This window comes from Deferrisoma sp. (assembly GCF_054681715.1).
The window spans coordinates 22580-48169 of the sequence record NZ_BAAHFQ010000010.1 but is presented as its reverse complement, the minus strand read 5'-3'; the positions used below and the strand labels follow the sequence as shown (position 1 = coordinate 48169).

At 65.0% G+C, this 25590-nt stretch carries 22 protein-coding genes; 1 reads left to right on the top strand and 21 read right to left on the bottom strand.

Annotated elements, in window-relative coordinates:
* Positions 1–122: 122 nt before the first annotated feature.
* The 20 genes from ACY0I8_RS03050 to ACY0I8_RS02955 form a co-directional block, all read right to left on the bottom strand.
* The gene (locus ACY0I8_RS03050) at positions 123–1025 is read right to left on the bottom strand and encodes a hypothetical protein (protein WP_461393529.1); all 903 of its coding nucleotides are present in this window, start codon (positions 1023–1025) and stop codon (positions 123–125) included.
* Between the two features lie 37 nt (positions 1026–1062).
* Positions 1063–1524 (bottom strand): hypothetical protein, encoded by a 462-nt coding sequence (locus ACY0I8_RS03045; protein ID WP_461393528.1) that lies wholly within the window; start codon positions 1522–1524, stop codon positions 1063–1065.
* The gene (locus ACY0I8_RS03040) at positions 1521–3299 is read right to left on the bottom strand and encodes a B12-binding domain-containing radical SAM protein (protein WP_461393527.1); all 1779 of its coding nucleotides are present in this window, start codon (positions 3297–3299) and stop codon (positions 1521–1523) included. Before ACY0I8_RS03040 ends, ACY0I8_RS03045 begins: the two co-directional genes overlap by 4 nt.
* Positions 3296–3856: a hypothetical protein gene (locus ACY0I8_RS03035; protein ID WP_461393526.1), complete on the bottom strand. Its 561-nt coding sequence runs from the start codon at positions 3854–3856 to the stop codon at positions 3296–3298. The genes ACY0I8_RS03040 and ACY0I8_RS03035 overlap by 4 nt, the downstream gene beginning before the upstream one ends.
* A 4-nt stretch (positions 3857–3860) precedes the next feature.
* Entirely contained in the window at positions 3861–5336 is a 1476-nt protein-coding gene (locus tag ACY0I8_RS03030) for a S16 family serine protease (protein ID WP_461393525.1), read from the bottom strand.
* A 132-nt stretch (positions 5337–5468) separates the two neighbouring features.
* Complete coding sequence (locus ACY0I8_RS03025) at positions 5469–6221, bottom strand: hypothetical protein (RefSeq protein WP_461393524.1); 753 nt, start codon at positions 6219–6221, stop codon at positions 5469–5471.
* 68 nt (positions 6222–6289) lie between these two features.
* A complete protein-coding gene (locus ACY0I8_RS03020) occupies positions 6290–6649 on the bottom strand; it encodes a PqqD family protein (RefSeq protein WP_461393523.1) in 360 nt (119 codons plus the stop codon).
* A gap of 651 nt (positions 6650–7300) precedes the next feature.
* Positions 7301–8677 carry a radical SAM protein gene (locus tag ACY0I8_RS03015; RefSeq protein WP_461393522.1) on the bottom strand — a complete coding sequence of 459 codons (1377 nt, stop codon included), beginning with the start codon at positions 8675–8677 and terminating at the stop codon, positions 7301–7303.
* Positions 8658–9761 (bottom strand): PDZ domain-containing protein, encoded by a 1104-nt coding sequence (locus ACY0I8_RS03010; protein ID WP_461393521.1) that lies wholly within the window; start codon positions 9759–9761, stop codon positions 8658–8660. The genes ACY0I8_RS03015 and ACY0I8_RS03010 overlap by 20 nt, the downstream gene beginning before the upstream one ends.
* A 645-nt stretch (positions 9762–10406) precedes the next feature.
* Positions 10407–12158, bottom strand: a complete 1752-nt coding sequence (locus ACY0I8_RS03005) for an ABC transporter ATP-binding protein (protein WP_461393520.1) — start codon at positions 12156–12158, stop codon at positions 10407–10409.
* 15 nt (positions 12159–12173) lie between these two features.
* Positions 12174–12959, bottom strand: a complete 786-nt coding sequence (locus tag ACY0I8_RS03000) for a hypothetical protein (protein ID WP_461393519.1) — start codon at positions 12957–12959, stop codon at positions 12174–12176.
* Positions 12960–12998: 39 nt separating this feature from the next.
* A complete protein-coding gene (locus ACY0I8_RS02995; protein WP_461393518.1) occupies positions 12999–15353 on the bottom strand; it encodes a DUF6531 domain-containing protein in 2355 nt (784 codons plus the stop codon).
* A 24-nt stretch (positions 15354–15377) separates the two neighbouring features.
* Positions 15378–18488 (bottom strand): PKD domain-containing protein, encoded by a 3111-nt coding sequence (locus tag ACY0I8_RS02990; protein WP_461393517.1) that lies wholly within the window; start codon positions 18486–18488, stop codon positions 15378–15380.
* Positions 18489–18528: 40 nt separating this feature from the next.
* A complete protein-coding gene (locus ACY0I8_RS02985) occupies positions 18529–19452 on the bottom strand; it encodes a hypothetical protein (RefSeq protein WP_461393516.1) in 924 nt (307 codons plus the stop codon).
* 775 nt (positions 19453–20227) lie between these two features.
* A complete protein-coding gene (locus ACY0I8_RS02980; RefSeq protein WP_461393515.1) occupies positions 20228–20416 on the bottom strand; it encodes a PEP-CTERM sorting domain-containing protein in 189 nt (62 codons plus the stop codon).
* A gap of 6 nt (positions 20417–20422) precedes the next feature.
* Complete coding sequence (locus tag ACY0I8_RS02975; protein WP_461393514.1) at positions 20423–20959, bottom strand: hypothetical protein; 537 nt, start codon at positions 20957–20959, stop codon at positions 20423–20425.
* A 255-nt stretch (positions 20960–21214) separates the two neighbouring features.
* A complete protein-coding gene (locus ACY0I8_RS02970) occupies positions 21215–22234 on the bottom strand; it encodes an adenylate/guanylate cyclase domain-containing protein (protein WP_461393513.1) in 1020 nt (339 codons plus the stop codon).
* 59 nt (positions 22235–22293) lie between these two features.
* Positions 22294–22518: a hypothetical protein gene (locus ACY0I8_RS02965; protein WP_461393512.1), complete on the bottom strand. Its 225-nt coding sequence runs from the start codon at positions 22516–22518 to the stop codon at positions 22294–22296.
* 4 nt (positions 22519–22522) lie between these two features.
* On the bottom strand, positions 22523–23497 hold the full coding sequence (locus tag ACY0I8_RS02960; RefSeq protein ID WP_459941106.1) for a ketopantoate reductase family protein: 975 nt from the start codon (positions 23495–23497) through the stop codon (positions 22523–22525).
* A 38-nt stretch (positions 23498–23535) separates the two neighbouring features.
* A complete protein-coding gene (locus tag ACY0I8_RS02955) occupies positions 23536–24132 on the bottom strand; it encodes a TetR/AcrR family transcriptional regulator (protein WP_459941105.1) in 597 nt (198 codons plus the stop codon).
* Positions 24133–24285: 153 nt separating this feature from the next.
* Between ACY0I8_RS02955 and ACY0I8_RS02950 the strand changes: the two genes are divergently transcribed.
* A complete protein-coding gene (locus tag ACY0I8_RS02950; protein WP_461393511.1) occupies positions 24286–24795 on the top strand; it encodes a type 1 glutamine amidotransferase domain-containing protein in 510 nt (169 codons plus the stop codon).
* Here ACY0I8_RS02950 and ACY0I8_RS02945 read toward each other — a convergent pair.
* Positions 24767–25588: a nitrilase-related carbon-nitrogen hydrolase gene (locus tag ACY0I8_RS02945; RefSeq protein ID WP_461393510.1), complete on the bottom strand. Its 822-nt coding sequence runs from the start codon at positions 25586–25588 to the stop codon at positions 24767–24769. The two genes, ACY0I8_RS02950 and ACY0I8_RS02945, sit on opposite strands and share 29 nt — an antisense overlap.
* Between the last annotated feature and the right edge of the window lie 2 nt (positions 25589–25590).

Sequence of the window (25590 nt, the reverse complement as noted above, 5' to 3'; positions counted from 1 at the left end):
CCGGAGGCGCCCCCCCTCCGACCTCCACCACTCGCCCCTGCAGTGCACACCCCGCCCCGCTTAGGAGCACCATCCACGCCGCCAAAATCGACAAAATCCCCCCTGTCGGCCCTGTGGGAGTCTTACCAATCCACATCCATGATCTCCACATCTAAGGAAACGCTGAACCGCTGATCCGCTCCCGAATCCAGGTCCCGGACCCAGATCCGCCTCTCCCCCCCTTCGGTGGCCACAAACGCGATGCGTCTCCCGTCGGGAGACCACGCGGGACTTGTCTCCGCCCCCGGAAACTCGGTGAGTTTTTCCACGGTTCCATCCACGAGGGACAAGATGAAGAGATCGAAACTCCCGTCCCGATTCGAGGAGAAGACGATCCGACTCCCGTCCGGCGACCAATCCGGCCCCCGGCACAGAGCGTTGGACAGGGTCCTCTGGTGCGGTCTCTTGCCCGAACGGTTCACCGTCCACAGGTCTTGGACCACGGTCCCACACTCCAGGGTGCAGGAACAACTCGCATAGGCGATGCGGCCACCTTCTGGGGACCAAACGGGCCACATCTGCGCACCTGGTTGCCGGAGCAGCGTGCGGTGTTCCGACAAACGCAGGTTCAGCACCTGGAGATCCGTGTCTTCTGGATCGGTCCCGGAGGCGCGCACATACACCAGGCGCTCTCCGTCCGGGGCAAGGGCAGGCATCATCGCAGGTCGTCGAGCGTTGGCATCTACCAGCAGCGATACCTCCCCCGTCCCGACGTCCACCGACCGTACCGCCCCATCGCTCGTGGCATACACCACGAAACGGCGGTCGCCACTCCAGCTCGGCTGCCGCTCGTCATACGGGGTCCACGTCAGGCGCCTCACCTCCCCGCCCTCCGGGTCGCCCAGCAGCAACTCCCTGTTCCCCTCCACGACCCCGGAGAAAACCAGCAGCGATTCGCACGCCCCGTTCCGAGGGCAGAGCGCGAGGAGCACGGCAAGGGCAAATATCCACGCCGTCTCTACGCGGATCACGGCCTTCTTGTGCACGGTCTTTCCCTAGTGCCTCGCGGCCTCTCGTCCGGTGCTACCGCGCACCGGGCGGCGCTGTGGCCGTGGTTGCCGTTTTCAACTCCTCCACCCGGGCCAACTTCGCCTCGGCCTCGTCCACCAGGGCCTGGATTTGAGACCGAACATCGGGGTGTTCCGCCAGGTACGCATCGTAAGCCTTGCGGTTCGCAGCCACGTACCTCACGTACTCCCCCAGGGTCATGCCGAATCCCTGCAGGAGCTCGGTCTTCTCCCGATTCAGGGTTTCCCAGTGAGCCTGCTCCCATTCCGCGAGGCTCTCCGGGTCTCCTCCATAGCTTTCGAGGAGCTGAATCAGTTCGCCCAGGGCCTGCACGTCCTGCTGTAGGCTCGCGATAGCCGCCTGGCAGTATACGTCGGCCGGAGGCTCTGCCGCCCCCCCCAAGCTTGCTGAGCTTGCGAGCAAAGCACCGACCACGCCAAGCACCACCGTCCAGTTCCAACCACTCGCCCGTTTCATGCTCCCACGCTCCTTTCCGCCCCTCTGTTCCGCCACCTTCCCCCCTCCATCGCCCTGTCCGAGGTCCGGAGCAAATAGTGGCAAATGGGTTCCGTTCCGGCGAGCCCCATCTCGTGCAGCCGCTGCCGAACAACCTCGTACAGTTGCACCGCCTGTGGAAGCCTCATACCGTGCCTGCACGTGTAGCCTAGGTCTCCCCCGGGGGCCACCGTCGAGGTTCGCCAAGGAGCCAGAGAGACTCCAAACTCTGGCGCCCGCTTGTGGACGGGGGTAAAGTCTCGTAAATGGAACAGAGAAACCCCTGCATGCCCAATGCACCGCCTTTGCTGCTCCACCAGTTCCATCGTTTCAAACACGTCTCGCGGCCGTTCTCCTGGAAATCCCACCATCAACGTCAAATACACCCGCAGCCCGGCCTGGGCCGCGTTTCGGATCACCTGACGACACACCTCCAGCCGGTATCCCTTATGCATGCGGTCCTGCATCCGTTGGCTGCCGCTTTCCAGACCGAACACCACCGCGCGGCATCCCGCATCATGCATCAGGGAGCACAGTTCACGGGTGAAACTCCGGTCAAGCCGCAGCTCGCAGCTCCAGCGGTACGGACTCCCACGGTCCACCAGAAGACGGCTGAACTGACGCAAGAACCGGGGGGGAGACGCCTCATCCCAAATCTCAAAACAGGTTGCCCCGGACCGTCGCTCCAACGTTCGCATATCCTCCAACACCCGTTCAGGAGCCCGACTCCGGTACCTCGTCCCGTTATTGAGATACGAAGTATTGCAGAAAGCGCATCTCCCCCAGTAGCATCCGCGCGTCGGTTTCAGGATCGGAACAAGCCGGGGTGTCAAGTAACGGTCCAACGGCAGTCCGTCGTAACTCGGCGGGGGAAGCGCGTCCAAATTTTCCACGACTTCCATCGGGTTCACCCGGACTCTCGATCCATCCCGATACAGCACGTTTGGAATCCGATCCCGCGGCGTCCTCCCCGAGAGGTGCCCGATCAACCCTTCCAGAGCGGGTTCCCCCTCGTGCACGGCGACAAAATCACAGAAGTCAAACAATCTTCCGTCCTGGCAGATCTTCTCCTTCAAAACCGTGAGGGCCGGCCCCCCCAAAACAAGCGGAGTTCGGCGGGGAGACCTCCTCAGCACCGACGCAAACGCAAGCGCCGGAATTAACTGCTCCTCGAACACTACGGAGATCCCGATCAGATCTGGAGACCGTACGTCCAGCCACGGCCGGACCACCTGCGCGCAGAACCGGGCGTATCTCCGCTCCACGCGGACCTCCTGTAGCAGCTCGTCCCACGTGGGAGGTTCCGGCCCCCGGAGCCCTCCGTTCCGGATGAAACGATCCATCTCCGCGTAGTGATGGAGAAAATTCTGCGCCGCCTGCACGAGGTCGCGTGCCTGGTTGGCTTTTGCCGACGAACGTAGCGTCGCCTCCTCCCGAAGCATTCCCACCGCCTCCTCGATCCCTCGGGAAAAGCGGTGAGAGAGCGCGCCTCGAAGCACCCGATTTGCATGCGCTTTGAGAGCAGAGCGTTCGGCCGCGCCGACGTCCCCCGAGAACTCCCCCCTGATCCATGCTGCAGCCTCCTCTTCTAGCAGGCGCATGGATTCTGGCCGAAGGTTTACCGTCAGGAACTCCAGGTTCGCGTCCAGAAGTTCCGTTTGGCACCCCTTGGCGCGAAGGAACCCAGCCAGCGTGGGAACGCTGGAATATGGTTGATACGCCACCACGAAAGGTGGAAAGATCAGAGCCACCTTCACGTGCTTCCCCCTGCCAGTCTGCGGATCCGATCCAGAACGGCTTCCCGAAGCAAAACCTTGCGCTGTCCGTGAGCCTCCACCTCGACAGGCACTCCCACATAGAAGAACCACTGTCCACCCTGCCACGCCGTGATGTCGTACCGCGGCTCCCCACTATACATACCGGTAATAAACCGGGGCTCCCACAGGCTGTTGCGAAAAGACTTCTTACGCACGTAACTCACGGTACGGGCGTAAAAGTCCCCCCAGAACCTTCTCGCCCCCGTCGGGTCCGGCCAGAAAATCCCCGCCACAAGAGCGGGACGCCTCGCGCCCGGGAACCAAAAGAGCTTCCGTTTGGCCTCTTCCGCCCCTCGCAACGGCAGGCCCGCCCAGTCTCGGATATCTTCGACCGGGGCCGCCTCGGCCCCTTGGACCTCCACGTCCAACACCTCCTGAAGCGAAACGTACCGCGTGGGGACCGTAAGGCCCAGGGATCGAATCCCAAGGTACAACCCACCGAACAACAGACCCAGGAACACGCCCGCACTCCCCGCAACCAGCGCGACGATCCCCATGGTTCTACGCCTGCCCGGTCTGCGCGTCACGGTCGTCCCATTGTCCCGCACCGAACACTTCCCGCACCGCATCGTCCACGGTCCGGACGGGAACCAACGTGAGCCCCCTGGGCCCCGTTTTCCCGGTGATGACCTCCTCGTAGTTGTCCCGGGGCAAAAGCAGGGTTTCCACTCCCAGGCGCTGCGCGGCCAGAGCCTTTTCTCGGATCCCTGCCACCGGCAACACCGCCCCCCGCAGGCAGATTTCCCCCACCGCCGAGACACGGGGGGGCATCGGCGTGCTTCGTGCTGCGGAGAGCAGCGACAGGAACACGCCCAACCCCGCCGACACCCCCGTTTTCTGGGCATTCGCGGGCAAGATGTTCACATGGATCACGTTCTCATCCAGGGCGCTTCGATCTATCCCCCAGTGGTCGGCTCGGCTCCTCAGAACAGACAATGCGACCACCACCGACTCCTGAAACGCCTGGTCCATCATGCCGGTGAAAACCAGACGCGGATGGCTCGAGGGGTAAAGAAGCGACTCGATCTCCGAGACCACCCCCCGACCCTCACTGATCCCGACGAGGGGCACCACGCCTACATGTCCCTCCGGGGAGACGACGCGGTAGTGGAACAACGGGCGGCCCAGCGCCTGCCCCAGCACCCCCGTGTCCACCTGGAAGGCGCTCTGTTCCCTTTGGGGGTCTTGCAACACCAGGTATCGGCAAATCTTCCGAAGGGCCCTTTCCAGATCTCGGAGTCCTAACTCGTTTGTGTACCGCCGGATCAACTCGTACAACACGGCCTCTGGTGCGTGAACGCGCACACCCGTCTTCCTTGCCAGTCGCGGGAGCAGCCATCCCGCCGCGATCTCGACCTTCTCCTCGTCCGTGTACCCCTTCAGAGGAACAAACTCGAACTGAGCAAACGCTTCCTGGGTCATGGAAGCCAGATCGCTAGCCGTCGCGAAAAACAAGGCCCGTCCAAAATCCACAGGCCTCGAAATATGCTTGAGCCGGAGCGCATGCTCGTGAGTCAAGGCCAAGACTTCCCGAAAGGTGTAGCTCAACTTCTCCTGAAAACGAAAAGAAAGTTGTTCAGCCCCTACCAGGACGAACATCAACTCCCGGTCAGGGTTCGCAGCCAGCGAGTGCACGATCCGGCCGGCGATCTCCCCAATGCGCATCTTCCCGTAGGACTGCGCGTCCGCACGCGGGTCCGAAATCCCGATCTTCACGCACAGCGGTTCAATCCCCAATCCCTTGGCCAGCGACATCAGAAGAGTCTTTTTCCCCGTGCCATTGGGGCCCAGCAAACACAACATCCGTTCCGGCATTTGGCCCAATCGCCGACACGTCTCGACGTAGGAAAGCACGGCCTCCTTTTCCTCGTGGAGACCGTAGAGTTCCTTGTCCAAAAACGTGCGAACGTCGCCCACAGCTCCCTTCCGGGCCTTCCGAGAATTGTTCACACGCGGGGAGTCAGCAAGGAGGTTCATTCCTCTCCCTTGCAGAGAAACGGCGGCCACCGACGCGTCTACGATCGCGGGACGTCGGTGGCCGCGGGAAACGGAACCCACGTCGTTGGGGCCGAGGACCGGAGGGAATACCACCCCCCAGCACCGACTCCACTACTGCGCCACCATCCTCAGGCTCTCCACCGCCTGGTTCCGGAGCAGTTTTTCGCGCGTGACCACCTCGATCACAACGTTCCCCCGTTGGAGCACTGCGTCCGGGCCCGAAATCGATTTTATCGTTTGAAACACTCGGGCGGTGTCCTCGTCACTTTCACATTCCAGGTAGTTCACCTTCACGTACGCCGTTCCAGAGCCTTGAGGCACCGCGAAGACTTGGTTGACGATGAAAGCGATCTTCCCACCCAACTTTTCCTCAAAAAAAGAAATCTTTGCGTCAGCAGCCGTCAAAAACTGCGCCAGCATCCATCCCTGCGGCACGTCCTCGGCGTTCAGCGCAACGTCGAAAATAGCACTTCGTACGATAGACGCACACAGAACCTGCTTCATCCATGCGTCCTTCGACAGAATTTCGACGACGAGATTCGCGTCTCTATGCAGAACATTGACGTCCCCGATAAGAGCCAGGAGCTTCAACTCTGCTTTCTCGGCCTCCTCTTCCGAAGCAAACAGCATATAGTTCACCTGTGCCAGCGCGTCGCCTCTTCTCCAAATCTGATTCAGAATTTCCCGTGGGCGGACCCCGTAAATCTTCTCGAAACGAGCCAGTCCGTCCGCACTGGCTCGGAGTTCCTTTTCCAGCACCCATCCCGGCGGCAGAGCGTCCTCGGCAAGCTTGTACATATCCACGTCTCCATAAAGCGGCGCCGCCGCCAACGCCGCACCCGCCCCCAAACCGGGTTCCGCCATCAGGACGCACCCGAGGAAGAGTGCTCCGAATACTCCACAGATCCAACGTTCCGTTTTCCGTTTGCACATCATGAACCCTCGCCTCCGACGTCGTCCCCTGAGTTCTCCGGCCGGTCTTCGTAAGCATACCGAATGAGATCCAACCGCCCGATCTTCAAGACGAACCGAACAACCTCCCTGACCGCCTCAGCTTCATCCATGCCAAACTCCCGGCAAAGTTCCGCCGCGATCTCCCGGGTCGTTCTCTTTCCATCCATCAGTTCCCAGATCCGCCCCCCCTCCCCCGCCAGGTGGTACGCTTCCTTGCGCACCGCATCGTACAGAATCGCCACCGGGACCCCATCGAGGATCTCACGCCGAACCAGCACCTCGGGCATGGTCTTCTTGACGTAGACCATGTGGTGGATCACCGCGTTTCGGTCCCCCATGCTCACACCTCCTGATCCTCCAGCCACTCCTCCAAGGCGGCAAAAGTGTCCTGGAGTCGATCCCCAAACACGATCGCGTGCTCCTGCCCCGTATCAAAGCTGTATGGCACGGAGGAGGAACCAGGAACGGAGATGCCCGGAACGATAGGGATGAGATCAATCGCGCACGCGTCTGCCGCGCACGCATCAACGATCGGACAGTTGATACCGCACGCATCGGCCCCGCAGGCCCCGTTGCCCGCGTTGGCCCCACAGGCCGCCCCTCCGCACGCGGCCGCCCCGCACGCGTTCCCTCCACAGGCGGCCCCTCCGCAGGCGGCCGCCCCGCACACATCGCCTCCGCACGCGGCCCCTCCGCAAGCCGCCCCCCCGCATCCGGCCGCCCCGCATCCGGCCGCCCCGCATCCGGCCGCCCCACACGCAGCCCCTCCGCAGGCAGCCCCCCCGCACGCCGCCCCCCCGCAGGCCGCCCCCCCGCAGGCGTCCCCTCCACAGGCGGCCGCCCCGCAGGGTGCACACGGGCAACCCAAGAAATCGATCCGCTCGACCTCGGGGCGCTGAAATCGCAGTTCACTCATGCCAGTGCTCCTTCTTCCCATCCAAGGGAGACATTCCACGTCGAACCCTGCGTCTTCCCACCTTCCAGTCCTGTCACGCTCCGCTGCACACGGGTCTCTGCTCGTTCGGTTCGAAGGTGCAACCGATATCCGGACTGCCAAAAGACCCCGACCCCACATAGGACATGATCCGGCAACCGGTCTTGCACGCATGGAGATACCCGCACTGGGCGCATTTCCCTTCCGGAACCAGCGGTTCCCGAAACGCCGCCCACCGGGCCTCGTCTTCCCAAAGTTCTTTGAGCGACATCTCTCTCAGCGAACCCACTATGAACTCCGGGTAGTCGTAAAAATACGAGCAAGGGACCACGCTCCCGGAAGGGGAGACCGCCAATTTCGTGGTTCCCGCTGCACAAGAGTAACTCGCCGGTTCCTCTCCCGGCCTGTATTCTATTTGCGCCCTCAACGCTCCAACACTCATCGGAAACACGCACGCATTATCTGATGCGATCCCGATAACCCCAAGCAATTCTTCTCTTTTCCTTTCCAAAAAGCGGAAAACGATCTCCCCTTCTTCAGCGCTCAAAGCCAACTGGTCGTATCTATCACTCAATTGCCCCCTCCCAATCTTGTGCAACTTCAGACAGCGATACGTCATAGCGCCGTATTCAATGGCCAGATTCAATAGATTTGGCACATCCCTCCAGTTCAACCTCGTCAACACGGTGTTAATGATGGGGCGGATTTTGCCCGTCGCCGTAAGGTTCCGAATGCCCTGCGTTGTGAGCTCGAAGGCACCTCGGTGCCCCCGTTGACGGTCGTGAATCTCAGGGCAGGAACCATCCAAACTGATCTGGATGCGGTCGAACCTGGGATCGTAGAGTTTGGCATACTCGCGTGCCACCTCCGGTGTGATCAACGAACCGTTCGAAATAATGTACGTCCAAAGCCCGCGAGACTTCGTGTGGGACAGGATATCCAAGAAATCTTCACGAAGAAACGGTTCTCCTCCCCCATACAACACTAACCCGCCCCCCAATTCTGCAAACTGGTCAATGATGTCAAGCACGTCTTGGGTCGGCATTTCATCATCAGCTGGCAGTGTGCAGTCTTTTGCAGACGCGTAGCAAAAAATGCAACGGTGATTACAGCGAAACGTGATGTCGATGTTAATCTCAAACGGAGACACCAACCGCTTGCATCGGCCGCGAAAGACAAATCCCTCAAAAACGGATTTCGCATCCACCTGCGACAGCATCCGCCTGCGAATCCCTTCCCGAATGACTTGGTCCAAACGTACGCTGGTCAACGTTTCCTGGCCTGAGCACAGAAGATCCTCTACCTCCACCCCATACCGGCAGCGAATCTTCTGCGCCGCAACCCGGGTCTCGTCCTCGGACGCTAGGCGGCCATCCGGGTCCCCCCCGAGCAATACGTCCACCACGAACTGCTCAATGGTCGTTGTGCGCACGTTTCGCCATCCTTCCCCCCCGGGCCATTTCCGAATCGGTCCGCACGGTCATGTGAACCTTCGCCGTGCCCCGGTCCAGCACGAGAGCGATCTGGTCCCCGGGAGTCTTCGCCAACAGGGCTGTCGCCAGAACCCACGAGCCACCCTTGGGAACCGCCATTCCGTCCACCTCCAGTATCCGGTCCCCGGCGCGGAGTCCCTCCCGCATCGCGGGGCTTTCGGGCCACACCCTCACCACGCGGACACCTTTCAACGAGTCCTCCGCAACGTCCACACCCAGCCAGGCGAACTCTTCCGGCCCTCGCCGGGCGTCCCAGGCATCCGCCAGAAGCGTCCGATACCGAATCCACCCCATCTCGCGTTCCGCAGGCTCTATGCCCCGAAGGCGCTCCAGCCACCGGCCCTCTAAAACAGCTAACTGCTGTCCGTAGACCTCGAGGAAGTCCGGGTGGGAGTAGAGGCGCTTAAACGCTTCCAGCCCAAACCGTTCAATGAGGAAACGAACGAACGATCCCGCCAGTTCATAAGCCACCACGGGGTTCGCCCGCCGGAACGCCTGCGAATCCGCCAGGGTTGTCACCGCGACCCGCCGGCCCAGGAGGTCGACTCCCCGACTCCACACATCCACATCAATCCCCCACGGGGCCCCGACGACGTATTCGGCAAGCCCCTCCACGAGGAGGGCGGGCGGGGGGCCGTTCCCTCCAAACGTTGCCAGACTTCGGGTCAGCACGTGCGTCATTTCATGAAGGATGGGACCGTGATCCGACGGGCTGTCAAAATAGACGTGGACCTCGTCCGGCCTAAGCCGCCCCAAAAGGGGCAGCGCATTCCACAGAAGGGGTTCCATCCGCTTTGGGTATAGGAAGACCGACACGGAACTTTCGGACGACAGGTCCAGTCGGGCGCAGATCTTCCGATACGCGGATTCGCACCGGGTCAGCACCCATTCCCGGTCTTCCGGACCAACCTCACGAGGATCGTACCAGACTGTCGTCCGCGGCCCCTCCAACTTCCCAAGCAGCCGTTTCTCCGCGTACGCCAGGACCTGTCTATACGCCTGCCCCGTGTGCGCGCGGAGCAACTCGGGGACACCCCTCGATCTGTCCCCCAACGCCCGCAGGCGGCGGGCCCTCTCCCCACGAGTCCGTGCCACCGGTTCCTGGGCATGGCCGACCTCAGGTGCCAGGCTTCCCGCCCCGGCGAGGAGCAAAACCGCGCACCAAAAAATCGACCGAGCTCGCGACCTAGAAAACTTCATCCCGAACCACATCCCACAGGCTCTCTCCCCGGTAGGAAAGGGAGATCGGCCCCAGGCGATGGAGCCCTTCTCCACGGGAGCTCTCCGGGGCTTCCATGGCGACGGCTACCCGTTCCAGCCCCGTTCCCGTTGCGTCCGGTTCCACGGCCGCGATAACCCCTTCCATCCGGTCACAGACTCCGTCCCCTTCGCCCCCATCGCACCGCTCGATCCGGATCCAAGCGCCGGGCCGTAAAACCTCCCCCAGCTCCGTTCCTCCTGACCGGACGAGGATGACAGCGACCTGCCCCTCTTCAGCCCGCAGGATCAGGGACCCAACCACCTGCCTGGTTTTCAACACCCTTGTCCCCGACAACAGGCTGTACACCATGCCCGCGCTTACACCCACGACCCCTGCCAAAGTCAGCGCCGCCAGCAAACTGCTTCGCCCGAGTCGGGACATCCGTCGGTCCCATCTCTGGCTCAAACTCATCGTTCTCCTCCGACCGCCTGAGCCAGCGATGTGCCCGGCCCCAAAGCCCCTTCCCCTCCCATCACTTCACTCATCTTTCCCCCTGCCAACACGTACACGCGCTGCGCGAAACGGGCGATCCCCGGGCGGCAGGAAAGCAGCAGCACCGCGCACTCCGGGAACCGGCGGCGGATTTCCGAAAGGATCCTAGCTTCTTCCCCCTCTTCCAACTGATTCGTCCCCTCGTCGACGATAAGAAGCCGAGGCCGGCGAGCCAGGGCCCGCGCGATTCCGATCCTCTGACGCTCCCCGAGCGACAAAAGGGCCCCGCCTTCCCCAACTCCTTGACCTTCCGCACGGCCACGGCCGTCCGGCCCACGGCCGATTCTCCTTACTCCAGCCACGTCCATGGCCTCCTCCACGACCTCCGCGGGCACGGAGGGAGCACCAAAACGAACATTGCACTCGACGGTTCCGTTCAGCACCAGCGGGTCCTGAAGCACGATACCGACGTGCCTACGAAACACGGACGGGTCCAAGCGCTCCGCCGGCACGCCCCAAATCATGACCTCCCCCCGACCCGGTGTCTCCAACCCGAGCAACATCTTTACCAATGTGCTCTTCCCCTGGCCGCTCTCCCCCACGATGGCCACCCACTCTCCGGGCCCCACCCGGAACGTGGCGCCCCGCAGAACAGCTCGGCTCCGTGCGTACGCGTAATGAACGTCTCTCACCTCCAGGGGCGGTGCACCGGGCTTGGGCAGGAACCGTGCGTCCGCCGGCACGGTATCGCCCTCCCCCGCGGCGGTTGACACAACCTCAAAAAAGCGCTCCACGTATGCGAACTGGGACGCTACCCCTTCATAGGCCGAACCAAGGGACTGGAGAACCTTGGACAGGTGCAGCAAGTAGGCGGACAGGGCGGCGAAGCTCCCCAGGCTCAGATCCCCGTGCATCACCCGCCCCCCCAGATACGACGCAATCCCCAGCGCCAGGCCGTACTTGCCCGCCTGCCGTGTCGTGGAGCTCAAAAGACCAAGGCGGAAGCTCTCCACCAACACCCGGATCTGGCGCACGGCCTCCCCACAATACGCGCGTAGGCTTGCAGACTCCGTACGGGAGTATTTGTGGAGCCTCACGTTGGAAAGGTGATCCTGCACCGTGGCGGATAGGCGCTGGGAGGCCCGGGCCACCCGATCCCCCATCCGGTACTGCAGCTTTCCGAACCAAGCGTTGAGCAGGTAGAACGCGGGAACCACCCCCACCACCACGGCGGTGGCCCGCCACTCCCACCGGAAGCAGATGACGAGGAGGAACCCCACCTGGAGAAGCGTCAGCACCAACCCCTGGATCCCCCCCGACGCCAACCCAACCACCGAAGAGGGATCCGCGTTCAGCCGGAACAGCAACTCCCCCGTGCTCTTGCCGTCGAAAAAACCCAGGGGCTTCCGAACCAGCGTCCCGAAATAGTGGGACCGAACGTCGTAGCCGATCCGCACGCTGGTATAGAAGGACAGGTAACTTTGAAGCCCTCCCAGCAACATGGAGGCGAGGAACACGATGAGCCCGACCCAGAGGAGCCGGAAGAACACCACCGCATCGCCCTTGACGATCGCTTGGTCAATAACGAGCTTCGACAGATAAGGCGCAGCCACCTGGAGGAAAAGGAGACAAACAGAGCACACAAACACAATCAGATGTTTATCCCAATACGGAACAAGCCATCTGTACGTCTTGAGGAGTAGCCGCAGCCTTTCCGAAGCGTTCATGCGACCGTCGTCCTGTTATTGGATCGCCAATGTGGCATTCACCGTTCGGGCTACGGGATGGATCGACACCTTCCCTCCATACCCCACCTGGAACAGGATCCCCTCCTGGGTCACGGTCTCCACCACCCTGACCACCCTTCCGGTGTTCACGTCGAAATAGATGTTGCCGGTCACCGTGACGTCCAGGCGAGCCAGAGTGTGGGTCCTGGCGGACGGGATGTCGACCTGGGGGGTCATTGTGAACGCCGAGGACATCTCGATCACGGCCACGGTAGTGTACGTGCCGATCGTGGTGTTCAGCTGGGTGATGCGGTACGTGAAGGTCGCGGTGGCCCCGTCCTTTTCCGCGTCCTTGGTCCAGGTGCTGCCCACCGCCAAATCCCCAGCCGGAAAGCTCGAGACCCCGAGCGACGCAAACACGTCTCTGCGCAGATCCACGCCAAGGCCGGAAGCGGTCCCGGCGAAATTCCCCAGAGCTTCCACAGAAGTCAACGTTCCATGCCGATCCATTACGGTGCGGGCCACGTCGTCCAACCCGCTCGACACCACGGTCACAATGCCACCCCGGTCCACCCGTACGTTGCCCATGGCGGTGACCACCGTCACTGTGTCGGCGTCCGCTGCCGTCACCGTCCTGCGCAGGTCCGCCGTTGTCACCTGGATACCGTCATCCAGGGTGAGCTCGTACCCCAGAACCAGTCCGGCCGTGTGCCCATACGTCAACTCCACCGCCTGGGCGGCCCCGGCGCCCAGGAACCCCAAGGCGGCCCACACCGCCAGAACGGCTGTTGCGTATCTCACTTTCCACATGGCTTCCGGCCTCCACATTGATTGTTCCGGTTACCAGCCAAAACCGATCCGCTCGTACACCTTCAAGAAGTCCATGAGCGAACTGGACTGCGGCACCGAGAAGCTACTGGGCCACGGCAGTTCGTAAGGGGAAAAGCCCGTCAAGAGCTTCTCGTCCACCCCCCCTTGGAGCCTGAGAAACTGCAGGTCGAAGCTGACGTTACGTACGAGCCCGTCCGGCACGTAAGGGGCCACGTATGACAGCAGCCGGACCATCTGCCCGCTGTTGTGCAGCCCGATGACATCGTTCAACGTGATGCTGCTGGGAAGCGTTTGCACCGGCGGGGTCAACGTGCGGTTCGAGCCATCGGGGAGCAGCACCGAGGCAAGGCGGCCGACCGAGTCGTATGAATACCGCGTCTGGTTGCCCGCCCCATCCTGGGCAAGGTCCCGCTGGCCCGCGGCGTCGTATCCGAAGCTCCACGAGATCCCCGGTCCGGAGATCCCCGTGAGCCGCCCCGCCGCGTCGTAGGTCAGAGCATAGGATCCCGCCTTGCTATCTCTGACACCGGTGACGTTGCCCACCGGGTCGTAGCTGTACCCCACGGACCTCCCCCCGCCCAGTGCGACCGAGGTCAGACGCAGATCGTCGTCGTACGAGTAGGAACGGGAGGTCCCGTCCGGCAGGGTCTGGGACTGGAGACGCCCGAACGGATAAAAGGTGTACTGGAACGCACGGCCGTCCGGCAGCGTGATTCGGTTCAACCGGTTACTCTGGCTGTCGTAGCCGTAACCCAGCGTGCCACCTCCGGGGAACATCACGCTCGAGATCCTGCCCGCGCTGTCGTACGCAACCGTGGTACGGGTGCCGTCCGGCCAGGTGACGGCGGAGATCTGATTCCTGCCGTTGTACTCATACTCCGTGCGCATGCCCTGCTGGGTGATGGCGAGGACATTGCCCACCGTGTCGTACTCCAGGTCCACGGACTCCCCGGAGAGGGACTCCAGCCGGGTGAGGTTGCACGCCGAGTCGTGGGAGAAGTCCACCCACTGTCCTTCGCGGGAAATCCGCTGCACATAACCGTCGGCGGAGTAACTCACCTCCAGCAACGCCCCGTCCGGCCGGGTCGCCCTCACCAGTTGTGCGCCGGCGTACCCGAACATGGCCGCCCGCCCGTCCGGCGACGTGATCTGGACCACGTTTCCCTGACCGTCGTATGCCAGCTCATGCCGCTCGCCCAGCGCGTTGGTCACCGAGGTCAGGTTGCGGGCCCCGTCGTACCCAAAGCCGAGGCTGGTGTACTCAAACCCGCCGGACAACACGGCGAAACTCGCGTAGTTGTACGCAGCGTCGTACCCGTGCTCGAGCACGGTGCCGAGCGGTGTGGTCACACGCGTGATCAACCCGTTGTCCATGTACTCGAACACCCAGGTGCGACCCGCGCTGTCCGTCTTTTCCGTGCGGTTTCCGGTGACGTACCGGATCGTGTAGGTCTCCCCCGCCTCCCGGTACTGGGTCACCCGGTAGGGTTCGACGGATTCGTACGAGACCTGCAAAATCGTCTCCCCCTCGCCGTTCACGATCGAGGTGAGGTTGTGGTGTCCATCGTAGGTGTACGTGGTGATGCCGCCCTCCGGGTCCGTCACGCTCACCAGGTTGCCGTCGGTATCGTACTCGTAGGCCACCGTATTTCCGTTGGGATCCGTGATGCTCTGGATCTTGCCGTTTGGACCGTAGACGAACCGGAACGCCCGCCCCGTGCGGTCCTCGATCCGCTCGATGCACCCCGCAAAATTGCGATAGAAAAAGGAGACCTCGTTGCCGCTGCGGTCGGCCATCTTCGTCAGGTACCCCTCCGTGTCGAACGTATAGGTGAGTCGGATGTTGTCGTCCATGGCGTAGCCGGTGGCCGTTTTCCACAAGGTGAAAATGGTGCCCGGCGGACTGGTGTAGGTGCCGTCGCCGTTGGGCGTGAAGCGGTACCTCTGGCCGTTGGGCATGAGCACCAGGGCATGGGTGCTTCCGTCCGGGCTCTGCACGTCCAGGACCCGCATGGAGTAGGTGAGGGTCCACCCAAACCCGAGCAGACCGTCGCGTTTGTCGAAGCTGTTGTAAACGCGGGTGATCTTCATCGGCATGCCACACGCCTGCATGCTCAGGTCGATGAACCGTTTGATGAAGTTCCCCGACCGCACAAACAGGGGCGATCCCGTGCCCCCATGGGGGTTGTTGGGCGGGTCCGGAGGGTTCGGGGGATCGTCCGGATCCTCGGGATTCGTGCTGTCGTGCCCCTGGTCCCACGGCTTGTTGTAGGCCTGCGCCGCCCCCGGACCTGCGAGCGGGGCCAGCAGAAGCGCCCACACCAACAACCTGGCGATACGCCTGAAAAGCTCTTCGCGTTCCATCGGACGCCACCTCTGTGTTGCGGGTCAGTTGTACACACGAATGAGGTTCACGTACTTCAGCATCGATTCGTTGCCCTCTGCGTCGCGCGCGGTCACCAGTACCTGGTAGTCGCCGGCATCCACGTACTTCCCCTGGTTGTTCTTGCCGTCCCAGGCGATCACGTGGTCCCCGGCGTCCACGGCGCCCTGCACCACCGTGCGGACAAGGCTCTTCGTTGCGAGGTCGATGACTTGAAGGGTCACTTGAACCACCGGCTCCGACACGGTGTAGGCCACTTTCACCGCATCCCCGTGCTGGACACAGCTCTTACTTAAGGGGTTGTAGTAGTTGGGATCGCTGGAGAGGGCGAGGATCTGCGGTCTCCCACCCGTCATGTACATGGCGTTGTCGGGCAGCGTGTACCGCCACATTCCCAGAATCAGGCTGTCCCCCGGCGGCGGGTGGGCGATGTTGTTCTGGTCGTCGAGTCCGTCCCAGTACACCGTGTGCTCGCCCTTGGGGAAAGGCATGCGGTTGACGATGGTCCGGATCCGGGCCGCTGATCCCCCGCTCCACAGGGGCCCGACGAACACGGTGACCTCGCTGGCCTCGCAGAGGCGAAACGTGATGGGCAGGAGTTGGTCGTCGTAAGGGGAGAACGACCGCGCGATCGTGTCCCTGCGGTTACACCCGCCTCCGGTGGGGAAACTGGACCGCTGGCCCCCGGTGGTGTGGGTCAGATCGAGCTCCCGGGGTTGGCCGTCCACCACGTACCGGAGAATCGCGTAATACAGGCCGTCGTTCACGGGAACGCCCCCGTCGCCCCGGGTGTCCCAGTAGTCGCGGTAGGTCCCCTTTTGGCGAAACTCGTTGTCCACCAGGGTGCGGACCACGTTGCCCGCCGCATCCCGAATCAACACCGTCACGGTTGTGTCGGCGCTGATCGTGGTCACAATATCGGTGCCCACGGGCTCGTTCTCCTGGCCCGGCATGGGGCTGTTCTCCACCGAGATCTCCGTGATGGAGAGCCAGACAGATGCGTGGGCGATCGAGGTGAGCCGGATGCGTCTCACGTTCTGGACGGCGGGCAGAACCACCTGGTGGGTTTGCTGGTATGGGAACGTCACCTCCTCCTCGTAGAGCAGGTTCCCGTCCGGATCGAACAGCTCCAGGGTCGCCTGGGACATACGGTAGTTCGCTGAATTCCACTCGACCGTGTACGCGGTCACGACCCTCGGCACGGAAAGGGCGACCTCGATCCAGGTCCCGGTGGGGGGGTTATATGGAGCCCACCAGGCAGTGGAACTGTTCCCGTCCACGGCCTGCGAGGGGCCGTAGTAACTGCTGTAACTGCTGCTCGCGGTGGCGGTGAGGGCCACCTCGTCGAAAAAACCCACGGTGTTCTCCGCCACGGACAGGCTCGTCTGGATGTCCACCGTGATCAGCACCTGGTCGATCCCCGTGAGCCCTGTGGAGTCCGTGACCCGCAGGGTCGCCACGTGGGTTCCTGCCGCGGTGTAGGTGAACGTGGTGGACCCGGCCGACGACGATGACCAATCGTAGGTGCCGTCGCCATCGAAATCCCATTCGTAAAGGGTCACGTCCCCGTCCGGGTCGGTGGCAGAGGCGGTGAACGTCACGGTCAGGGGGGCGGTGCCCCGGGTGGGGCTGGCCGAGGCGGTGGCCGTGGGCGACCCGGGCGGCCCGGCGCGCACCACCGTGGCCGCGGCCACGGCGGTGGCGCTCTGGCCCGAGTTGTCCGTGACCCGGAACACGGCCTGGTACTCCCCCGGCGTGTCGTAGGTGTGAGACGTGTTGCCGCTGGTGGTGGACGAGTAGTCGAAGGTGCCGTCCCCCTCGTAGTCCCACTCGTACAGGACGATACTGCCGTCCGGGTCGCTCCCCGATCCGAGGAGCTGCACGGTCAGCGGCACCGCGCCGTTGGACGGCACCACGTCCGCCGTGGCCGTGGGCGGGTTGTTCTCCACCGTGATCGTCACCGTGGCCGTGGCGGTGTCTCCGGTGCTGCTCTCAACGCGCAGAACGGCCTGGTACGTCCCCGGCGTGCGGTACGTGTAGGTGACGTCCGCGGCCACCGTGTCGCTGCGATCGTACCGCCCGTCTCCGTCGAAGTCCCACCGGTACCACACGATCGTCCCGAAGGGGTCCTCCCCCCGGGACGTAAACCGCACCTGCAACGGAGCGGGCCCGGACGTGGGGTTGGCTGAAGGCAGGGCCCGTAGCACCCCGATCTGGAAGTTCGCGGTGGCCGTGGCCGTGTTCCCGGCGTGGTCCGACACGCTCACCGACAGTTCGTGGGCCCCAACGGCGAGATCCGAGGTCGGCTGGTACGACGCCCCCGTGGCGGTGACCGTGAACGCGGCGGTGATATCCGAGCCATCCAAGGTGATCTTGAGGCTCGACGGATCGATCCCGGAGTCCGCGTCCTGGAACTGCACGGAGAGCAAAGGCTTCGTCGTGGTAAGAAACGCCCCGTCCAGGGGCGACTGGATCGCGACGGTCGGGTCCACCGCGTCCACTGGCCAGGTGCCAGGAGCCGTCACGCTCACCAGGTAGGCGTGTCCTGGCTTCACCTGGAAGTTATTGAACGGGGTGCCCTTCGGGTGGCCCGAGAAGCCCTGGGTGGTCGCGTCCCATTTCCAGACCGCCTCGCAGTTGGGGATGTCGTTGCAAAGGGCCTCGGCATCGGTCAGGTGCAGCCTGCGGTTCACGGGCATGCCCACCGCGTTCACATCGGTACCGGCGGTCACCTCCAGCGCAAACGGCACATAGGCAGGCGCAGTGCCCGATACCGTCCACGAGGTGTCCTGGCTCACCTCCACGAAATACGGGTAGCCCGCCATCACGGGAAAGTTGTTGGAGCCCGATCCCCGGGCGTGACGCACAAACCCCTGGGCGGGCCCGTCCCACCGCCAGACGCTCACGCAGTCCGGGACGGCCTGGCAGAGCCCTTCCGCATCCGCGATGCCCGTGCCCTCGTACGGCAACGTGATCCCGTTCAGGCCGCGGACGAGGGGGAAGGTCATGTCCGCGGCCGAGGAAACGCCGGCTGCGAGCGCCAACAACCCCACCACCGCCAACCCGGCGGCCCTGCACAAGGTCTGGACGAGTTCGAGCACCTTTTTCCCGGACATCCCCTCATCTCCACGCCAAAAACGAGTCAATCCCGGCCGCCTACTCGGTGGCGCACTTCGGGCGAGAACACAGGCGCATCAAGATCCGCGCGTCGTACACCGTGATGAGCCCGTCCCCGTCGAGGTCCCGTTCGTCGTCCGGGCCCGTGGCGGGCTGGTTGCGCGCCAGCATGATGAAACGGAGGTCGTAACGATCCACGTCGCCGTCGTGGTCGATGTCTCCCTGGGCCCAGCCACCTCCCGCCGTGACCGTGACCACCACGGCATGAACGGTGCCCCAGTTGCCGGCCGCGTCCCGGCCGCGCACGTACACGGTGTGGTCTCCCGCGGCCCACGTCCCGCTGGCGACCGTGGCCACCACATCCTCCTGCACGGCGTCGAACGCGCCGTCCTTCGGGCCCATGGAAGTACCCAGCCCTTCACCCGGATCCGGGCCCACAAAATACTCGGCCCCCTGCAGGGGGCTTCCCCCCGCGATCGCGTCGGACACCGTAGCGGTCAACGTGAACGAGGCCGTCCCCTCGGTGAAGGTTCCGGGGGAGGCCCCGTCGGCCAGCACGTTGTACACCACGGGGCCCGCGTGGTCTCCCGGAGCCAGCGTCAGGGCGGCGAACTGCTGCGCCCCCCGTGTGTCCAGCGTCACGTCCACCGACGCGGCTCCGGGAAGGCTCGGGTCCACAACGACGATGCGAAGCCCATCGCCCGGGCTCCAGGGCGTCGGGTAGTTCCCGGCCTCCACCCAGAGCCACCCCTGTCCTCCCAGCACGTCATACCCGCTTCCCGGAGACGTGTGGTCCAGGAGCTCGGTGGGCAGGCCGGGCCGGTATCCGTACACCTCCAAAGCCCCCGGGGCCGGGCTGCCTCCGCCGCCGTAGGAAACCGTGCCGTAGACCAGATGGGGGACGCCCGCCCAGACCGGCGCCGCGCCCACGCACAGCCACAGGCCGAGGGCCCACCGCGCCAACCGAGGGATCGTCCGCTGCCGAAAACAGGAACCGTCCGGCTTCATGACCCTGCCTCCAGACCAAACGTGGTGTGTTTTTCCTCGGGGATCCGGAGCCGTGTTCGCACCAGAAACCGAGTGGGGAACCGGGGTGGGGGTTCAAGGAGAGAGGGGAATCGTGGGAACGGAGCGGGGCAAAACCAACGCGCCCCGGGCGGGGCCCCCCCTCGTGGGGGGGGACCGGTATGGGGGCTCTTTCGAAAAAGAGAATAGAGCGACGAGGAGGCGCGGTCGCGGCGGGTCACGGCCCGTCCTTTCCACGGGACCCGAGCGCCTCCGTGTGCTCGCCACGTGGTGGTCTTGGGTATGGTGGGCTTCGTTGTAGAGGACTGAACTTCGCGCCCCCCGGTCCACCCGCCCCCTCCCGTTCCAAACGACAAACGGTTCGCGGAAACGACACCTCGCTTTCGGTGGGCGGGGAAACCGGACTTTTTCTAAACTAGTCCTTAAGCAAAACCTATGCCGCCCCTCGACAGGGCATCTCTCAACCCGCTGGTATTATTGAACCAACGCGCGGTGCAACTCCTGCGACAGCCCGCCTGCCGGGGCCGTTCGGGGAAACGTGTGACATTTTCTATCCAAGAACGGAAACAAAATTCCCACTCGAGGTTCCCACCCGGGAGGTTCCGACCGCAGTGGGGGGCCGGCCTCCGTGTCTCCTGGCCCAACGAGAACTGGGGCGCCCCACGTGCGCCCCAGTTCTCAAGTTCGGACCGTCTCGTGCTCGGCGGCCGGGTTACCCCCGCGCCCTGCGCCGCCTCCACCCGGCGAGACCGGCCAGGCCGCTTCCCACCAGGAGCAGGGTGCCCGGCTCGGGCACCACCTGGAGACTGCTGGAGAAGTAGAGCGTCGTATTCGCAACTGGATCGTCCTGGACGAGATAGAACCCGCCCGCGGGCGGGGTATCGCTCACGTCGAACCGCACGATGGCTTACTGGTCCAACCCCAGGCCGAAGTCCCACGCCAGGGCCAGGGACACGTCGTCCACGATCGGATCCTCGTAATCGGACAGGGATTCCCCGGAGAACCCGTCGTAGAACGCCGAGTTGTCCAATGTTGCGGCGTAAATATTGAAATAATAGATGTCCCCAACGTACGATCCCATCCCCCCGTCCGAGCCGAACCCCGGCTCGTCGATCTCCCAGGACTGTCCCGCATCCGGGGTTCCGACCGCGGTTCCCGTCTCGTCGGAAAAATCAGTATCGATGTCATGGTCGAGATGGAGCCCCACGTGATGGGGGCCGGTTCCCGACACCGTGACCACCAGCGTCCCGAAACCCGTGGAGAAATCGAACGCGCCGGCATCCACCCCCGGGGGAAGCGGATCTCCAAACGCCCCTTCCGCCGTGGTTCCATCCACGTTCAGCACCCAGTTGTACAAGATGGTCGCCGCACCTGCCGATCCCGCCCCCAACCCCCAAAACGCCACCGCCACCGCGCCGATGATCCGAAGGCTCCTCCTCAGCATCCCCGTCCTCCTTGCCCCCTTCTGTTGTGGACCTCCGCCGTCTCGCACCCGGCCCCCCGCTGCCCCTGGGCCTCAGGCCATGCAAGTATGGTGCCACATTTCGAGCCCCGGCCTGCGGCCCCCAGCCTTTCGCCGACACAGGCCCCGCCGCCGCGAACCATGCCTGGCGCGTGCCCGGAGGCTCCTCCCCGGCGCGGAAGAAGTTTTCTGCCCCGTTGCGGAACTCCATGCCACACCCCGGGGCCGCCCGCTCCCTTACGCTCCCCCTTCCCCCAGCAGCGGCGCGATCTTCACCGGGGCCTTGCGGCCCCGCACCCGCACCCACCGGGGCTCGCCCCATCGGAACCCGTCGCCGGCGGCCCGGGCCGCGGGCCGGGTGACCAGGATCTCCCCGGGGCCGGCCATCTCCTGCACCCGGTGGGCCACGTTCACCGTGTCGCCCACCAGGGTGTACTCCATCCGCAGGTCCCCGCCCACGGTGCCGGCCACGGCCGGGCCCCAGTGCACCGCGTAGCCGAGCCCCAGGGTGGGGAGCCCCTTGGGGCCCCGCTCCCGGGTCACGGCCGCCACCCGGTCCCGCAGATCCAGGGCCGCCCGGAGGGCCTCGGCCACCTCGTCCCCCGCGCCCGCCTCCAGGCCGAACACGGCCATGAACCCGTCGCCCACGAACTTGTCGATCATGCCCCGCCGGGCGGCCACCACCTCCACCATGGGCCCCAGGTAGGCGTTCAGGGTGTCGAAGAGCTCCTGGGGGGTGAGGCCCTCGGCCGCGCCCGTGAACCCCCGCATGTCGGCCACCAGCACGGCCGCGTCCACCTCCCGGCCCTCGATGGGGCCTTCCCGGCCCCGGCCGAGCACCAGGTCCACGACCTCCCGGGAGAGGTACCGGGTGAGGGACCACCGCAGGAACTCCCGCTCGGTCACGTCCTGGACGCTCACGATCACGGCCGGCTCGCCGCCGGCGCCCCCCTCGAGCACGTCGCCCCGCAGGTGCCGGTACACCACCTCGCCCCCCGGCCGCTCCAGCCGCACCGCCCGGGCCTCAAACCCGCCGGTGGCCCGGATCTCGGCGTCCAGGGCCTCGAAATCGAGCCCCTTGAGGTGGCCGAACACCTCGGCCACGGGCCGTCCCACCGCCTCGGCCCGGGGGATGCCGGAGAGCTCCTCCATCCGGCGGTTGAAGGCGTGGATCACCCGGCTCCAACGGCCCACCACCAGAACGCCCCACCCCAGGCTGTCGAGGATGCGCTGTTCCGCCCCGGGTTCCGGCCCCATACCCGCCTCCCCGCGCCCCCCGGAGGCGAAGGGCAACCTACCCCCGCGATCGGGGTCCGTCAACGGGACCGGTCAAACCAGGTGAGATCCCAGCGGTCGGCCTCGAGGTCGAGGCGCAGGATGTAGGTGGCCCCGTCGTCGCCGCGCACCTTGAAGTACCGGTGATCCTCCCCGAGCCAGCGGTCGAGGATCTCGGTTACCTCGACACAACGGCGGCCGATCCGAAACCGGACCGGCCGCTCGTCCGCGCGGGTTCCCGCGTAGCACTCCACCTCGAGCCGCACCCCGCTACCCCTTGCGCGCCGCCCCCTCGGACTCCATCCGCTCCATCCGGAGCCGGTTTCGCTCCTCCACGCCCCGCACCAGCCAGCTCACGGCCTGGTTGTACGGCGTGGGGATCCCCAGCCGCTCCCCCTCCCGCACGATCACCTCGTTCAGGTTCCCGATCTCGGTGGGCCGGCCGGCCTCCACGTCCTGGAGCATGGAGACCTTGTTGTCCTTGGTGCTCTCGAAGGCCTTCAGGGCGAAGTCCCCGGGGTTTTCGAGCTCCGGGAAGTCGATGCCCTTGGCCCGGGCGACCTGGGCGAGCTCGTCGGCCAGGGCCCGGATCATCCGCACCGTGGGCTCGTGCTTCACCGCCTCGGCCCCCCGGAGCCCCGTGAGGGCGGCCACGCAGTTGGTGGCCACGTTGGCGATGAGCTTTTTCCAGATCACCGGGTTGATATCGTCGACGTCGTGGACGTCGAGCCCGGCCCGCTTGAGCTCGGCCACGAGGCGCTCGAACCCGGGCCGCCGCACCCCGTCGAAGGGCCCGATGACCAGAAGGGGCCCGAGCCCCCCCACGTAGCGCACCTCGTTCATGCCGACGGGCATGCCCGAATGGGCCGTGATGCCCCCGATCACCCGCTCGGGTCCCACGGCCTCGGCCAGGACCTCCAGGTTCCCCAGGCCGTTCTGGACGGAAAGGACCAGGGTGTCGGGGCCCACCATGGGCATGGCCCCCCGGATGGCCGAGGCGGTGTGATAGCCCTTCACGCACACCATCACGACGTCCTGCACCCCGGCCTCGGCCGGGTTCGAGGTGATCCGCACCCGGGTGTGGACCCGGCTGCCGTCGGGCATCTGGATCCACAGGCCCTCCTTCTGGATCAGGCGCACCCGTTCCTCGAGCACCTCGACCAGGGTGACGTCGAACCCCTTCTGGCTCAGGAGGCTCCCGAAAATCGACCCGAGAACCCCCGCGCCGACGATCCCGATCTTCATGCGACCTCTACCTCCCTCCAACGAAACCGAACGCGCACCTACTCCCGGGGCAAAAGCCCCAGGAACAGCTGGCCCACCACCTCGTCCGCCAACTGGCCGATCGTGAGCGGCCCGCCGGGCTTGTACCAGTGGTAGAGCCAGTTGATCTGACCCAGGATCCCGAACGCCGCCGTGGTGATGTGGACCGGCCGCACCTTTCCGGCCCGCACACACCGCTCCAGCACCTCCTTGTAGAGCCTCAGGATCTCGGCCTCGGTGCGGCGCACGTGTTTGTACAGGTCGGGCCGGAGGCTCTTTTTCTCCTCCACCAGGACCTTGATCTCCTCGACGTGGTTTTCCATATGCCCGATCTGAAACCGGATCATCCGTTCCAGGACCTCCAGCGGGGGCCCCCCTTCCTGGAAGGCCTCGCGCACGCCTTCGAGGAGCTCCCCCCCCACCCGGTCCACGATGTGGTAGAGGATGTCCTCTTTGCTCTCGAAGTAGTGGTACACGGTGGCCTTGTTGATGCCCACGCGGTCGGCGAGGTCGCGCAGGCTGGCCGCCTCGTACCCCTGCTCGTAGAAGATCCGGACCGCCGCCTCGAGGATCTGCTGCCGCCGGAGATCCGGCTTGAGCCGCCTGCGTCCCGCCATGGTGACCCCTTTCTCTACCGACCGGCCGTTCGACCGAACGCTATCGGACCACAAACAGCGTGTCAAGAAGAACTTGACCCTCGCGGCCTTGCCGGATCCCCACGGCGCGTTACACTCGCGTGAAACTTCCACACCGACGGGAGGGAAGCCGAAATGGCCGTGCTGATCCTGGCGGAAAACGGGTTTGAGGACTTGGAGCTCCTGGTTCCCCTGTACCGGCTCCGGGAGGAGGGCTACGCGCCGGTCGTGGCCTCGGGCCGGCCCGGCCGGATCCGGGGGAAGATGGGCTACGAGGTGGAGGCCGAGCGGGCCTACGGGGGCTGCCGCAGCGAGGAGTTCCGGGGGCTCGTGATCCCCGGCGGCAAGAGCCCCGAACGGGTCCGGCTGGCCGAGGAGGCGCTGGAGCTCGTGCGGGCCTTCGTGCGGGAGGGGAAACCCGTGGCCGCCATCTGCCACGGGCCCCAGGTTCTCCTGTCGGCCGGGGTGGTCAAGGGCCGGCGGATGACCTGCTACGTGGGGATCCGCGACGACCTCAAGGCCGCCGGCGCCCTCTACGAAGACGCCCCCTGCGTGGTGGACCGGCCGTTCGTGACCTCCCGGGTCCCGGACGACCTGCCGCGGTTCTGCGAGGCCCTCATGCGGGAGCTTCGCCGGACCCGCTGACCGGCGCCGGGTCGTCCCAACCCGGCACCCGGTCCTCGAACACCGGGATCCGGGAGCGGGCCTCCCCGTTCCGGCGGGGGTCCACCTCCACCACCGCCACGCCCTCGTCGCCCCCGAGGTGAACTGCCACCTCGCCCCAGGGATCCACCGCCTGGCTCGCGCCCTCGAACACGACCCCCCGGCCCGGGCCCACCCGGTTCACGCCCAGCACCCACCAGGCGTTCTCCACGGCCCGGGCCCGCAGCAGGAGCTCCCAGTGGGGGGTGCGGGGGTGGGGCCACTCGGCCGGCACCACCAGGGCCTGGGCCCCGGCCAGGGCGAGCCGCCGGCAGAACACGGGGAACCGCAGGTCGTAGCACACCGCCACCGCGATGCGGCCCAGGGAGGTGTCCCACACCCGGGGCCCGCTCCCGGCCGCAAGGTGGCGGTGCTCGTCCATCAACCGGAACCGGTGGACCTTGGGGTAGAGGGCGTGGATTTGGCCGTCGGGCTCCACGAAGAAGGCGGCGTTCGCCACCCCGCCCTGCCAGGGATGAAGGAGGCTCCCGGCCCACCCCACGCCGCGCCCCCGGGCGGCCCGGGCCAGGGCCTCGAGGGTCCTGGGCCCGGCGGCGGCCAACTCCCGGGCCCGCTCCAGGGCGTACCCGGTGGAGAAGAGCTCCGGCAGCACGAAAAGCTCGGCCTCGGCCCCGGCGGTCAGGTCCAGGGCCCTCTGGAGGTTCCGGTCCGGTTCGGCCTCGGCGATCGCCATCTGCACGAGGCCCGCCCGCCATCCCGCGCGACCTGAAAGCACCG